The sequence below is a fragment of the Micromonospora sp. WMMD1102 genome (assembly GCF_029626265.1).
Lineage (GTDB): Bacteria > Actinomycetota > Actinomycetes > Mycobacteriales > Micromonosporaceae > Plantactinospora.
Window position 1 is genome coordinate 8,239,400 of record NZ_JARUBN010000001.1, and the last position, 13,248, is coordinate 8,252,647.

A 13,248-nucleotide genomic window follows, 5' to 3' on the forward strand; every position below is an offset into this window, starting at 1 on the left:
GGGTCAGCGGCCGAACCGGTTGCGGCGGGCCAACAGTTTCGCCGCGATCGTCAGGATCAGCACGAGGGCGACGAGGGTGAGGGCGGCGGCCCAGGCGCGGGCCGGTGCGTACCGGGAGGCGTCCCCGGCCTGCTGGTAGACGAAGAGCGCCAGCGAGGACTGGTTGTTCTCGAACGGGTTGAAGTTGATCGCCGCGCCGCCGCCGGCCACCAGCAGCACCGGTGCGGTCTCCCCGGCGGCCCGCGCGACGGCCAGCATCACGCCGGTGACGATCCCGGGCAGCGCGGTGGGGAGCACGATCCGCAGGATCGTCTTCCACTTCGGGATGCCGAGCGCGTACGAACCCTCCCGCAGCGGCGCCGGCACCAGCCGGAGCATCTCCTCGGTGGACCGGACGATCGTCGGCAGCATCAGCACGCTCGACGCCAGCGAGGCGGCGAAGCCGGAGTAGCCCGGGCGGCCGTCGTTGAAGTACGGCGACACGATCAGGATCCAGAAGGCCAGTACGAAGAGACCGGCGACGATCGACGGGATGCCGGTCATCACATCCACGAAGAACCGGATGGTGAAGGCGAACCGGCCCCGGCCGTACTCGACGATGTAGATCGCGCAGGCGATGCCGAGCGGCACGGTGATCAGGGTGGCGATGCCGACCTGCTCCAGCGTGCCGACGATGGCGTGGTAGGCGCCGCCGTCCGGGTCCCGGGCCCCGATGTTGTTCATCGAGGTGCCGAAGAAGTCCCCGTCCAGCCGTTCCAGGCCCTTGCTGACGAGTGTCCAGGTGACCGAGGCGAGCGGCAGCAGGGCGAGTACGAAGGCGGAGTGGATCAGTGCGCTCCAGGTGCGGTTGCGTGCCTGCCGCCGCCCCTCCACCGCGTTGCTGGCGACGAAGAGGCCGACCAGGTAGAAGACGACGGCCAGGGCGACGACCAGGGCGTTGCCGCCGATCCCGGTGCCGTGCACCAGGACGGCGGCCAGCACCACGGCGGCCACCGCGATGCCGAGGCTCGCCACCACGGGCAGTTTCCGGGTACGCAGTTGCGGGCTCTGCCCCGGCGCGGCCGCCGGGGGTGCCGGGGTAAGTGTCGTCGTCATGCGGCAGACTCCGTGAACTCCCGGCGCCGGTAGATGATTGCCCGCGCGGTGATGTTGACGATCAGGGTGATCGAGAAGAGCACCAGGCCGGAGGCGATCAGGGCGCCCCGCCCGACGTCGTTGGCCTCGCCGAAGGCGTTGGCGATGTTGGCCGCGACGGTGTTCCCGCCGTTCTCGATGAGGTTGAACGAGATCTTGGAGACGATGCCGAGGGTCATCGCCAGCGCGATGGTCTCGCCGAGCGCGCGGCCCAGGCCGAGCATGGTGGCGCCGATGACTCCGGGCCGGCCGTACGGCAGCACCGCCGTGCGGATCATCTCCCACTTGGTGGCGCCGAGCGCGAGCGCGGCCTCCTCGTTCGCGGTCGGGGTCTGCCGGAACACCTCGCGGGAGAGCGAGGTGATGATCGGTAGCACCATGATGGCCAGTACCAGCGAGCCGAGCAGGATCGACCGGCCGAACGGCCCGTCCCCGCCGAAGATCGGGATCCAGCCGAAGTACTTGTTCAGCCAGACCGAGAACTCCTGCACCGGGCCGTAGAAGAAGTCCCGGCCCCAGAGCCCGAAGACCACGCTCGGCACGGCGGCCAGCAGGTCCACCAGGAAACCGAGTGCGGTGCCGACCCGGCGGGGCGCGTAGTGCGACAGGTAGAGCGCGATGCCCAGCGCCACCGGTACGGCCAGCAGCAGCGCCAGCACGGAGGTGAGTACGGTGCCGAAGGCCAGCGCGCCGATGCCGAACCTCGGCTCCGCCTCGTTGGGGAACCAGCCCTCGAAGGTGAGGAAGTTGGCGGTGTTGGCGTTCAGCGCCGGTACCGCCTTGGCGACCAGGAAGATCGCGATCGCCACGATGATGACCAGCACCATCGTGCCGGCGGCCAGGGTGAAGATCTCGAAGAGGCGTTCGGCGCCGAAGGCCCGCCGGCGGGGCAGCGCGCCGCCGCCGCCGAGGGCGGGGCCGCCGCCACCCGGGCCGGTGCCGCCGCTGCGGCCCGAGCCGTTGCTGCCGTCGTCGCGCCGGCCGGCTCCGTCCGGAGCGCCGTCCGCGGGTGTCACGGGTACGTCGACCGACAGCGCGGCACCGGCGGACCCGGTGTGACCGATGGTCACTCGGGATCCGCCGGTGCCGGCGTTGGCCGAGCGGTCTGGGGTGTCGCCCATCTGCTCGCTCGCTCCGTTGACGAAGTTATGAGGGTGATCTGTGTGGAGATCAGGCGAGAGCCTTGACCGACGCCTCGACCTTGGTGCGGACCGACTCCGGCAGCGGGGCGTAGCCCAGCTCGGTCAGGTCGGCCTGCCCCTCGGTGCTGGCGGCGTAGCCCAGGAAGCCCTTGACCAGCGCCAGCTTGTCGGCGGCGAGGCCCTTGGAGCAGACGATCTCGTAGGTCACCAGGACGATCGGGTACGCCCCGGCCTCCTTGGTGTTGAAGTCGATCTTCATCTTGAGGTCTTCGCCCTCGCCGGTCACCTCGGCGCCGGCGATGGTCTTACCGGCCGACTCCGGGGTCAGCTCAGCGAACTCGCCGGCCCCGTTGCCGATCTTGGCCATCTTCAGGCCGCCGTTCTCGGCGTACGACATCTCGACGTAGCTGATGCTGCCGTCGGCCTGCTTCACCGCGCTGGCCACACCGTCCGACTTGGCCGCACCGGTGCCGCCCGGCGCCTTCCAGGCCTTGCCCTTGCCGAAGGTCCAGTCGGCCTCGGCGGTCTTGGCCAGGAAGTCGGTGAAGTTGTCGGTGGTGCCCGACTCGTCCGAGCGGTGCACGGTCTGGATCGTGGTCGACGGCAGGGTCGCGCCCGGGTTGTCGGCCTTGATCGCGGCGTCGTCCCACTTGGTGACCTTGCCGGCGAAGATCTTCGCCAGGGTGGCCGGCTTGAGCTGGAGGTTGTCCAGGCCGTTCACGTTGTAGACGATCGCGACCGGGCCGATCACCATCGGCAGGTGGATGGCCTTGCCGTCGGGGCACTTGGCGTCGGCCTTCGGCTGCTCGTCCTCCTTGAGCGCCGAGTCCGAGCCGGCGAAGTCCGCGGTGCCGGCGATGAAGGCCTGGATGCCCGCACCGGAACCGCTCGGCTCGTAGTTGATGGTCGAGCCGGTGCACTTCTGCTGGTATGCCTTGCGCCACTCGTCGACGGCGTTCTTCTGCGCCGAGGAGCCCTGGGCGTTGATGGTCCCCGTGGCGCAGTCGGTCGCCGCGCCGGAGCCGGAGGCCGATGGCTCGGTGGGCTCGTTATTGTCCGAGCCGCACGCGCTGACTGCCAGTGCCGTGACCAGAGCGAGACAGGCAATGGTGCCGTGCCGCTGGAGCTTCACCTGAAAGGTTCCCTTCACCTTGTGTGCCTAGCAAGCCCGGGGCGCGGCCCCGGGAGCCGGCTGGTGGCCGGCTAGTAGGGAAGTTAGGAGCGCCAGGTAGCCGGTTCGCCGGTCGTGAGTGAACGCAGGGTGAACAGGGAGAGCCGGCTGGGTGGCCGGATCCTGAGGGCAAGATGTCCGTTCCGTGAACCGTGGGACCGGTGTGACGAGTAGGGCTATTAGCGCGGTTCACGACCGGTGGTGAGCGCTGCCTCGCAGCTCGGTCAGGCTGCCGTCGGAGTGTCGGACCAGCGGTAGCGGACGTGCCGCAGCCAGTTGGCGAAGCCGAGCCGGGCATAGAGTGCCATCGCCCCGGCGTTCGACTCGTCGACGTAGAGCATCACCCGGGACAGTCCCGCGTCGCGCAGGTGGTGCAGGCCGGCCAGGGTGAGCGCGCGGCCCAGCCCCAGCCCGTGGCTGTCCGGGTCGACGCCGAGCACGTACACCTCGCCGATCGGGGTGGCCGCCTCCGTACGGTCGTGCACCTTCGTCCAGTGGAAGCCGAGCAGCCGTCCGGACGACTCCTCGACGGCGAGCAGGAAACCGGCCGGGTCGAACCACGGCTCGCCGAGCCGCAACCGCAGCTCGGCCGAGTTCCAGCGGCCCTGCTCGGGATGGCTGGCGAAGGCCCGCCGGTTGACGGCCAGCCACGCCTCGTCGTCGACGCCCGGCCGGAACGCCCGGATGGCGACCCCGGCCGGCAGGCCGACCTCGGGCAGCGGGTCCCGCAGCGACCGGCGCAGTTGCCACAGCACCCGGGACCGGTGCAGCCCCAGGTCGAGGGCGAGCGCGGCGGCGGACGGATGGTCGCTGTGCGCCCAGACCAGCAGCGCTCCGCTTTCGGGTACGCCGGACAGCGCCGCCGAGACCAGCGCCCGGCCGACCCCCTGCCGGCGCCACCCCGGATGTACGACGAGTTCGGCGTCGACCTCCCCCGCCTCGTCCGGCCCCTCCAGGAACCCGTAGCCGACAAGCGGTCCGGCCGGGTCCCGCACGACGAGATGACTGGCGGGGCCCGCCCCGGCGTGCCGCAGTCGCAGCGTCACGTGCTCGGAGAGCGGGTCGGCACCGTCGGCGACGCCCGCCGCACCGGCCAGCGCGAGTACCGCCGGCACGTCCGCCGGGCCGAGTTCGTCGAGCCTGGCCACCCGCGGGCCCGTCCCCTGGCCGTTGATCACCTGTCCACCGTAACCCGCGCGAGGCGTCCACCGCCTCGGGTCAGCCGCCGACCGCCGGCTGCCCGCCCGGCGTCGGCTGCCCGCCGGCCACCCCAGGGGTGTTCGCCGACGGGCTGCCCGGGTCCGGCAGGCCGGTCGGCAGCGCGGCGAGCGCGTACTGCCGGGCGAGTTCGGGCAGCAGCCAGTAGAGCGCGACCATGGTGCCCTGCCGGTTGCCGCCTCCGTCGTGCAGCAGCACGATCGACCCGGGCGCGATGCCGGTGCTCACCCGGGTCGCGATCGTCGCCGCGCTCGGCCGGGTCCAGTCCTGCGGGTCGACCGCCCAGTGCACGGAGGTCATGCCCAACTGCCGGGCCACCTCGACCACCCGGGCGGTCCAGGCGCCGCCCGGCTGCCGGAAGTACCCGATCCGGGCGTCGGGCACGGCGGCCCGGATCGCCTCGCTGGTGCGTTCCAGGTCGGCCCGGATGCTGGCGGCGGGGCGCTTGCCGAGGTCGGTGTCGTGCCGCCAGGTGTGGTTGCACAGGGTGTGCCCGTCCGCCACGATCGCCCGGACCAGTTCGGGATGGGCCTGGGCGTTCTCGCCGACCAGGCAGAAGGTCGCCTTGACGTGGTATTCGCGCAGTGCGGCCAGGGCCTGCGGGGTGTACCGGGGATCGGGGCCGTCGTCGAAGGTCAGCGCCACCTGGGGACCTCCGGTGCTGACCCGGGCGCCGTACGGCCCGCCCGGCTCGGCGGGGAGCTGCCCCGGCTGGTACGCCCGGGTCCGGTCCGACTCGGCGGTACCGGGCTGGCCGCTGCCGCGGGCCGGTGCGCTGGCGGACGGCGTCGGCGGCGGCTGACCACCCGGTCGTCCGGTCGGCCCGTCGCGCTGTCCGGGCTCGGCCCGTCCGCCGGTGGAGTCGTTTCCCGCCGGGTCCCCGGGACGGTCGCCAGGCGTACCGCCCGGTTGGGGATGGTGCTGGGCCCGGGTCTCCGGCCGGGCGAACGGGCCGCCGGGGCGGCCGAGGGTGTGCCCGAGCGCGTACGCGCCGCCGAGCACGGCGGCGGTGACCAGGGTGGCGACCGTGAGCATGTGGGTCCGGGAGACGGTGGGCATCAGCGCGCCGCCGTGCGGAGGTCGGGGGCAGCCGTTCGTACCGTGCCGAAAACCGCAGTGGAAACCGCTGGTGCCACCTCTGCCTCCTCCGGACGTTCCCGGTCAAGGCTACGTACGTATTGCCTGAATCCTCATGTTTTTGGCATTTCCCGGACCGCTCCTTCCGGAAGCCCACCTGCCGCCGCCGCTGGTACGCCAGAAGGCCACCCGGCACGCCGCCGGATGGCCTTCGTGGTCGAGACGGGTCGGGTCAGACGGGCAGCGGCACGTTCTCCGACTCCGGCAGCGGCCGGGAGGGCGGGGTGACGAACTTGTAGCCGACCTGCCGGACGGTGCCGATCATCGACTCGTACTCCGAGCCGAGCTTGGCCCGCAGCCGGCGTACGTGCACGTCGACGGTGCGGGTGCCGCCGAAGTAGTCGTAGCCCCAGACCTCCCGGAGCAACTGGTCCCGGGTGAAGACCCGGCCCGGGTGCTGGGCGAGGAACTTGAGCAGCTCGAACTCCTTGTAGGTCAGGTCGAGCGGGCGGCCCTTGAGCTTGGCGGCGTACGTGTCGGGGTCGATGCTCAGCTCACCGGCCCGGATCAGCCCGCCGGCCGCGGCGGTCGCGTTGCTCAGCCGGCCCACCGCGAGTCGCAGCCGCGCCTCCACCTCGGCCGGGCCGGCGCTGGCCAGGATCACGTCGTCGACGCCCCAGTCGGCGTTGAGCGCGATCAGACCGGCCTCGGTCACCACCGCCACCAGCGGCACACCGAGCCCGGTGGCGTGCAACATCCGGCAGGTGGCCCGCGCCTCGCTCAGTTCCGAGCGGGCGTCGACGAGCACGGCATCCGGGCTGGGCCCGGAGACGAGGGTGCGGACATCGCGGGGGGCGGTACGCACCGAGTGGGGGAGCAAATCGAGTGCCGGCAGCACAACGGACGGTTCGCCTGCACGCGCGGTCACCAGCAGCAGGATCTCCACACATCACCTCCGTCCCGGCGGCGCGTCGAGCGCCGCGCGGTGGCCAGCGGCGCTCGGGCGGGGAACTCCGGGACCGCTGGAGACTGGGGTCGTCCCGGCGTCACTGACGGGCAGGTAAGGCTCAACCCTATCGGAACTTCCGTCGGGTGTTCTCACACGTTCGGTTCATCGGTTGTGTGATCGGTCATTACCGGCAGGTTTCCGGATCGTGTTGCCGTGCGAGGGCGGCCGGGCCCGGCGCGTCGGGCGGCCGATCTGGCACGATCAGGGCGTGTACCCCTCGACGCCACCGGAGACAGGCCGGGACTCCTGGCCGGAGAACCGCCCGGGTCCGGCCGGCCCGCACCGCGCCCCGGACCCGCGCGGTCGCCCCGCCGGCCCGGACCCCCGCAGCCCCTTCGACGGCCCCCGCCCGGCCGACGGCCCAAGGCTGCCCGACGGCCCCCGGACGCCCGACGGTCCGCGCGGTGGCGACGGCCCGCGCGGTGGCGACGCTCCGCGGGACCCGGACGGCTCCCGCCCCGGTGGCGGCCACCGGGGCGGCGGCGGGGCGCGGCCGGACAGCGAGGTGGACCCGGCGGACCTCGACGACGACGAGGAACTGCCGCCGGTACCGGTACGCCGGCTGCTCTCGGTGGCGATCGCCGGCTTCGCCGGACTACTCGGCACCGGCCTGATCTTCGGGGCCCAGACCGCCGGCCCGGGGGCCCGGCTGCCGTTCGCGGTGGTCGTCTTCGGGGTGCAGTTGCTCTTCGTGCTGGCCTGGACCATGGCGATGCGACCGCCGGCCCTGCTGCTGGTCGGCGGGGTCGCGGTGCTGGCGGCGGGCGCTGCCGACGCCGCCGCCGTACTGCCGCAGATCGCCGCGCTCGCCCCCCTCGGGTACGTGGCGGCCGGCGGCTTCCTCGTCGGGGTACTCGGGCAACTCGTCCGGTCGGCGGACCGGGCCCGGGTGACCGACTCGCTCGGCGCCACCCTCTTCATCGTGGTCGGGGTGGTCGCGTTCGGCACCCTGATCGTGCTGAGCCGGATCCCGAAGGGCACCCAGGCGATCTTCGTCTGCCTGACGGCGGCGGCGGTGGCGCTGACCGTCGCCCGGCTGACCGACGCGCTGCTGCCCTGGCCCCGGCTGGCCCCGCAGGTGCCGCGCGGCGCCGCCGGTGTGGTGATCGGGGCGATGCTCGGCACCCTCGCCGCCGGCATCCTCGGCAGCTACCTGGTGGCGTTCACCCCGACCAGCGGCGCGATGATCGGACTGGTCGCCGCCGCCGCGGCCGTGCTGGCCGACCTCGGGGTCGGCTACGCCGAGGCGGGCCGGCTGATGGCCGGCGAACCACCGACGATGTGGGTGGCCCGGCACATGCAGGGACCGCTCGGCGGCTTCGCCCTGGCCGCCCCGGCGGCGTACGCGATGAGCGTCTTCTTCCTGTAGGAAACGACTCTGTTAGCGTCGGTCCGCCCCGGCGGTTGGAGATCTGCCCGATCGGGTAGATAGGGGCCGGCGACGGGACCGGAGCAGGGAGGCGGCGTGGCGGACAGCTATCCGGCAGAGGACGGGACGTACGGCGAGAAGCCCCGCCGCCGCAGGGGGCGCCGGGCGCTCGTGGTCCTGGTCATCCTGCTCCTGGTGCTCGCCGGGCTGCTGGTGGTGGCCGACCGGGTCGCCGCCGGGGTGGCCGAGCGGATGGTCGCCGAGCAGGTCGACAAGGAGATTTCCCGGAAGAACATCCAGTCCTCGGCGCCGGAGGTGACCGTCGGCGGTTTCCCGTTCCTGACCCAGGTGGTGGGCGGCCGGTACGACTCGGTCAAGGTGCTGCTCCGGGACGTGCAGGGGCCGGTGGAGGGGACGGACGCGACCGTGAAGGTGCCGGAGCTGACGGTGGACGCCCGGAACGTGACCGCGTCGCTGGACACGCTCCGCTCCGGCCAGGGCGAGGTCACCGCGAAGACGGTCCAGGGCACCGGGACGGTGGCGTACGACAGCGTGGTGGCGCTGATCGACCGGCCCGGGGTGCAGCTGCGGGAGCAGGAGGGCAAGCTCGGCGTCACCGCGCCGGTGCAGGTGCCGATCATCAACCAGGAGCTGACCGTCCAGGGCACCGCGAACGTGACGGTCGACGGCGACGACATCGTGATCACCTTCGACCGGCTCAGCTCCGCCGACCTGCCGGACAACCCGGTGATCCAGACCTTCGTCAACAACTTCGCCCGGCAGCTCTCGGTCCGGGTGCCGCTGCCGCCGCTGCCGTTCGCACTGCAACTGCACGAGGTACGGCCACTGCCGAACGGGCTGGCCGTCACCGCCAGCGCCCGGGACGTGGCACTGAGCGAGGTCAGCTGAGCGAGGCCGGTCGAGCGGTCCGGTCCCGGCGGGGCCGGACCCGGCGTCGTGCCGGGCGCGGTCGGCGTTGCCCGGCGATCCCGGATCGTGGTTGGTCCTGTGTAACGCCTTCGTCGCACTGGTAAGCTCCCCGTTCATGGGGACGCTCCTCACCAAACGGCGCGCGGTCGACCTGTGCCGCGTGGCCACCTGCCTGTGTCGCCCCGTCATCTGACGGCGGGGCTGTCCTGCGTTCCCTCTGAAGCCTTTCCCCACGCCCGGCAGCGGCGCCGTCGCACGTACCCGTGATCCCGTCCTTTGGGTCCCGCGCGTGACATGCGACAACCACATCGGTCGATCCGCACGCGCAGGCTCACACACAATCCTCACCAAGGAGTGATCTGATGAGTCGCGACACCGCACTCGTCTCGGCCGACTGGGCCGAGAAGAACCTCGACGCTCCCGGCGTGGTCTTCGTCGAGGTCGACGAGGACACCACCGCCTACGACGGCGGGCACATCGCCGGTGCGATCAAGCTCGACTGGAAGACCGACCTCCAGGACCCGGTACGCCGGGACTTCGTGAACAAGGCCCAGTTCGAGGCGCTGCTCTCCGAGCGCGGCATCTCCAACGACGACGTCGTGGTGCTCTACGGCGGCAACAACAACTGGTTCGCCGCCTACGCGTACTGGTACTTCAAGCTCTACGGCCACGGCGACGTGAAGCTGCTCGACGGCGGCCGCAAGAAGTGGGAGCTGGACGCCCGCCCGCTGGTCACCGAGACCGTCTCCCGCCCCGCCACGCAGTACGTCGCGCAGGAGCCGGACCTGTCGATCCGGGCCTTCCGCGACGAGGCGGTCGCCGCGATCGGCAGCAAGAACCTGGTCGACGTGCGCTCCCCCGACGAGTACGCCGGCCGGCTGCTCGCCCCGGCGCACCTGCCGCAGGAGCAGGCGCAGCGGGCCGGGCACATCCCGACCGCGATCAGTGTGCCGTGGTCGAAGGCGGCGAACGAGGACGGCACCTTCAAGTCCGACGACGAGCTGCGCAGGATCTACGGCGAGGCGGGGCTGGACGGCGGCAGGGACACCATCGCGTACTGCCGGATCGGCGAGCGCTCCTCGCACACCTGGTTCGTGCTCAAGGAGCTGCTCGGGCACCAGAACGTGAAGAACTACGACGGATCCTGGACCGAGTACGGCTCGCTTGTCGGCGTGCCGGTGGCGCTCGGCGACGAGCCGGGGGAGGCGTGAGCACCATGACCGCTCCGATCGCCGCCGGCTGCGCGGCACCCGACCAGGCGGCTCCGCTGCCGGCGAGCCTGGACCTGGAGAAGGAAACCGTGATCACCGGGGTCGTCAGCGCCGAGAACGGCGACCCGGTTCCCGGGGCGTACGTCCGGCTGCTCGACTCCACCGGCGAGTTCACCGCCGAGGTGGTCACCTCGCCGGCCGGGCAGTTCCGGTTCTTCGCCGCGCCCGGCACCTGGACGCTGCGGGCGCTCTCCCGGCATGGCAACGGCGACCTCTCGGTCACCGCCGGCCGGGGCATCAACGAGGTGGCCGTCACGGTCGCCTGACCTTCCGCAAACCACCGGCCCCGCCGGCGTCGCCTTCCCGACGCGGGCGGGGCCTGCTGCGTCGAGCACCGACAGCGGCCTGCTGCGTCGAGCACCGACAGCGCGACGAGAGCACCGGGCCGGCCGCCCGGATTCCGTCGGCCTCCGCGCCGAGTGAGCCGGGGCACAGGAACTCGGGCTTGACCCTGACGCTACGTCAACCCCGCACGCTGTTCGCCATGAGCACCCCGACAACCGACCGGGCCCGTGGGCCCGCGATCCAGGTACGCGGCCTGGAGAAGTCATACAAGGAGCTGCGCGTACTGCGCGGCGTGGACCTCGACGTGGCGCCGGGCAGCATCTTCGCCCTGCTCGGCTCGAACGGGGCCGGCAAGACCACGCTGGTGAGGATCCTGGCCACGCTGCTGCGCGCCGACGCGGGAACGGCCCGGGTCGAGGGCTTCGACGTGGCGAGCCAGGCCGCCGAGGTGCGCGGGGCGATAAGTCTCACCGGGCAGTTCGCGGCGGTCGACGAGATCCTCACCGGGCGGGAGAACCTCGTCCTGGTCGCCAGGCTGCGGCACCTGAAGGACCCGGGTGCGATCGCGGACGACCTGCTGCGGCGCTTCTCGCTGACCGAGGCGGGGGGCCGGCGGGTGGCGACCTACTCCGGTGGCATGCGTCGTCGGCTGGACATCGCGATGAGCCTGATCGGGAGCCCGCCGGTGATCTTCCTAGACGAGCCGACCACCGGGCTGGACCCGGAGGCGCGGATCGAGGTGTGGCAGGCCGTCCGGCAGCTCGCCGAGGGCGGCACGACCGTGCTGCTCACCACGCAATACCTGGAGGAGGCCGAGCAGCTCGCCGACCGGATCGCGATCCTGCACCAGGGCCGGATCATCGTCGACGGCACCCTGGCCCAGCTCAGGGACCTGCTGCCGCCGGCCAAGGCCGAGTACGTCGAGCGGCAGCCGTCCCTGGAAGAGATCTTCTTCGCGGTCGTCGGGAACACCGGCACCGGCCGGAACGAGAAGTAGAGGACGACGATGACGACACATTTCCTCGCCGACACCGCCGTGCTCACCGGACGGACGATGCGGCACGTCACACGCAGCATGGACACCATCGTCACGACCGCGATCACGCCGATCGCCATCATGCTGATGTTCGTCTACGTCTTCGGCGGCGCGATCGACACCGGGCCGGTCTCGTACGTGGACTACATGCTCCCGGGCATCCTGCTGATCACCATCGCGTCCGGCATCTCCTACACCGCGTTCCGCCTCTTCTCGGACATCAAGGGTGGGATCTTCGAGCGGTTCCAGTCGATGCCGATCGCGCGCTCGGGCGTGCTCTGGGCGCACGTCCTGACCTCGCTGCTGGCCAACGTGATCTCCCTGGTGCTCGTGGTCGGTGTCGCCCTGTTGATGGGCTTCCGCTCGGGCGCCGGCGTGCTGGCCTGGCTCGCGGTCGCCGGCATCCTGATCCTGTTCACCCTGGCGTTGACCTGGCTCGCCGTGATCCCCGGTCTCACCGCACAGTCCGTGGAGGGCGCGAGCGCGTTCTCGTACCCGCTGATCTTCCTGCCGTTCGTCAGCTCGGCCTTCGTGCCCACCGAGACCATGCCCGGCCCGGTACGCGCCTTCGCCGAACACCAGCCGGTGACCTCCATCGTCAACACGATCCGGGCCCTGTTCACCGAGCAGCCGGTCGGCAACGACATCTGGACCGCCCTCGCCTGGTGTGTCGGCATCCTCGTCGTCGCCTACGTGTTCGCGGATATCACCTACCGGCGCAGGATCTCCTGAGCCGGGGGCGGGTTGGGGCAGGATCAGAGGATGCTCACGATCGGTCAGCTGGCCGCGTACGCCGGTGTCACGGTGCGGGCGGTGCGGCACTACCACCAGATCGGCCTGCTGCCCGAGCCGGCCCGGGACGATTCGGGTTACCGGCGGTACGGCGCGACGGCGGTGGTGGCTCTCATCAAGATCCGCACCCTCGCCAACGCCGGCGTACCGCTGGCCCGGATCGGTCAGCTGCTCGAAGCCGACGAGCCGAGCTTCGCCGAGGCGGTCGAGCGGATCGACAGCCAGCTGCGTGACGAGATCGAGCGGCTGGAGGCGAGCCGGAAACAGATCGCGCAGCTCACCGCCGGGGACAGTCTGATGCTCCCGCCGGAGGTGACCGGCTATCTCGATCGGCTGCGCGAGATGGGGGTGTCGGAGCGGGTCGTGCGGGGTGAACGGGACGGGTGGATCCTGCTCGGGGCCCGCTGGCCCGATCGCCTCCGCGATTTCATGCCGGGGAAGTTCGCGCTGCTCGACGACCCGCGACAGGTCCAGCTCTACCGGCTCATCTCGGAGCTCGTCGAGAGCGATCCGTCCGACGTGGCCGCCGAGTCGCGGCTGGCGGAACTCGCCGACCTCATGGCCGGCCTGTTCGAGCAGGCGTACGCGGCCGGCGAGGCAGATGTCGGCGAGGCGATGGGCGACACTCTGCCGTTCGACCTCATGCACGGACTCGCCGTCGAGACCGACCCTCGGGCACGCCGGCTGCTGGAGCTGATGCGTGAGCGCGGCTGGACCGGCTGGACCCGGATGGAGCGGCTGGCTGACCCGCCCGGCTGACCCGCTCGGCTGACTGGCCCGGCCGACCGGCCGGCTGATCCGCCGCGGGCGACCG

General features: G+C 71.7%; 14 protein-coding genes. 8 read left to right on the plus strand and 6 right to left on the minus strand.

The genetic code is table 11. The features are described from left to right. Positions 1-3: 3 nt before the first annotated feature. From pstA to O7626_RS37455, 6 genes are all read right to left on the minus strand, one after another. Entirely contained in the window at positions 4-1,095 is a 1,092-nt protein-coding gene (gene pstA, locus O7626_RS37430; protein ID WP_278065659.1) for a phosphate ABC transporter permease PstA, read from the minus strand. After that, positions 1,092-2,255, minus strand: coding sequence for a phosphate ABC transporter permease subunit PstC (pstC, locus tag O7626_RS37435; protein WP_278065660.1), 1,164 nt, complete (start codon positions 2,253-2,255; stop codon positions 1,092-1,094). Before pstC ends, pstA begins: the two co-directional genes overlap by 4 nt. A 49-nt stretch (positions 2,256-2,304) precedes the next feature. Then, positions 2,305-3,408, minus strand: a complete 1,104-nt coding sequence (pstS, locus tag O7626_RS37440) for a phosphate ABC transporter substrate-binding protein PstS (RefSeq protein WP_278066495.1) — start codon at positions 3,406-3,408, stop codon at positions 2,305-2,307. Positions 3,409-3,671: 263 nt separating this feature from the next. Then, the gene (gene mshD, locus O7626_RS37445) at positions 3,672-4,625 is read right to left on the minus strand and encodes a mycothiol synthase (protein ID WP_278065661.1); all 954 of its coding nucleotides are present in this window, start codon (positions 4,623-4,625) and stop codon (positions 3,672-3,674) included. Positions 4,626-4,665: 40 nt separating this feature from the next. Next, positions 4,666-5,724, minus strand: a complete 1,059-nt coding sequence (locus O7626_RS37450) for a polysaccharide deacetylase family protein (protein ID WP_278065662.1) — start codon at positions 5,722-5,724, stop codon at positions 4,666-4,668. Positions 5,725-5,974: 250 nt separating this feature from the next. Continuing rightward, positions 5,975-6,688, minus strand: coding sequence for a response regulator transcription factor (locus O7626_RS37455; RefSeq protein ID WP_278065663.1), 714 nt, complete (start codon positions 6,686-6,688; stop codon positions 5,975-5,977). Positions 6,689-7,118: 430 nt separating this feature from the next. Between O7626_RS37455 and O7626_RS37460 the strand changes: the two genes are divergently transcribed. The 8 genes from O7626_RS37460 (at position 7,119) to O7626_RS37490 (ending at position 13,193) form a co-directional block, all read left to right on the plus strand. Then, positions 7,119-8,120 (plus strand): hypothetical protein, encoded by a 1,002-nt coding sequence (locus tag O7626_RS37460; protein WP_278066496.1) that lies wholly within the window; start codon positions 7,119-7,121, stop codon positions 8,118-8,120. Between the two features lie 96 nt (positions 8,121-8,216). Further along, a complete protein-coding gene (locus tag O7626_RS37465; protein WP_278065664.1) occupies positions 8,217-9,029 on the plus strand; it encodes a DUF2993 domain-containing protein in 813 nt (270 codons plus the stop codon). Between the two features lie 136 nt (positions 9,030-9,165). After that, on the plus strand, positions 9,166-9,243 hold the full coding sequence (locus O7626_RS41655; protein ID WP_311202345.1) for an Ms5788A family Cys-rich leader peptide: 78 nt from the start codon (positions 9,166-9,168) through the stop codon (positions 9,241-9,243). 169 nt (positions 9,244-9,412) lie between these two features. After that, complete coding sequence (locus O7626_RS37470) at positions 9,413-10,261, plus strand: sulfurtransferase (protein WP_278065665.1); 849 nt, start codon at positions 9,413-9,415, stop codon at positions 10,259-10,261. Then, positions 10,258-10,587 (plus strand): DUF1416 domain-containing protein, encoded by a 330-nt coding sequence (locus tag O7626_RS37475; RefSeq protein WP_278065666.1) that lies wholly within the window; start codon positions 10,258-10,260, stop codon positions 10,585-10,587. The genes O7626_RS37470 and O7626_RS37475 overlap by 4 nt, the downstream gene beginning before the upstream one ends. Before the next feature lie 218 nt (positions 10,588-10,805). Beyond that, a complete protein-coding gene (locus O7626_RS37480) occupies positions 10,806-11,603 on the plus strand; it encodes an ABC transporter ATP-binding protein (RefSeq protein WP_278065667.1) in 798 nt (265 codons plus the stop codon). 9 nt (positions 11,604-11,612) lie between these two features. Then, positions 11,613-12,374, plus strand: a complete 762-nt coding sequence (locus tag O7626_RS37485) for an ABC transporter permease (RefSeq protein WP_278065668.1) — start codon at positions 11,613-11,615, stop codon at positions 12,372-12,374. A gap of 30 nt (positions 12,375-12,404) precedes the next feature. Beyond that, positions 12,405-13,193, plus strand: a complete 789-nt coding sequence (locus tag O7626_RS37490) for a MerR family transcriptional regulator (protein WP_278065669.1) — start codon at positions 12,405-12,407, stop codon at positions 13,191-13,193. Positions 13,194-13,248: the final 55 nt, after the last annotated feature.

What these genes read in the sequence shown, in the direction of transcription:
- pstA (WP_278065659.1), bottom strand. Translation starts at nt 1,095, where the DNA reads ATGACGACGACACTTACCCCGGCACCCCCGGCGGCCGCGCCGGGGCAG.
- pstC (WP_278065660.1), bottom strand. Translation starts at nt 2,255, where the DNA reads ATGGGCGACACCCCAGACCGCTCGGCCAACGCCGGCACCGGCGGATCC.
- O7626_RS37450 (WP_278065662.1), bottom strand. Translation starts at nt 5,724, where the DNA reads ATGCCCACCGTCTCCCGGACCCACATGCTCACGGTCGCCACCCTGGTC.
- O7626_RS41655 (WP_311202345.1), top strand. Translation starts at nt 9,166, where the DNA reads ATGGGGACGCTCCTCACCAAACGGCGCGCGGTCGACCTGTGCCGCGTG.
- O7626_RS37470 (WP_278065665.1), top strand. Translation starts at nt 9,413, where the DNA reads ATGAGTCGCGACACCGCACTCGTCTCGGCCGACTGGGCCGAGAAGAAC.
- O7626_RS37480 (WP_278065667.1), top strand. Translation starts at nt 10,806, where the DNA reads ATGAGCACCCCGACAACCGACCGGGCCCGTGGGCCCGCGATCCAGGTA.
- O7626_RS37485 (WP_278065668.1), top strand. Translation starts at nt 11,613, where the DNA reads ATGACGACACATTTCCTCGCCGACACCGCCGTGCTCACCGGACGGACG.
- O7626_RS37490 (WP_278065669.1), top strand. Translation starts at nt 12,405, where the DNA reads ATGCTCACGATCGGTCAGCTGGCCGCGTACGCCGGTGTCACGGTGCGG.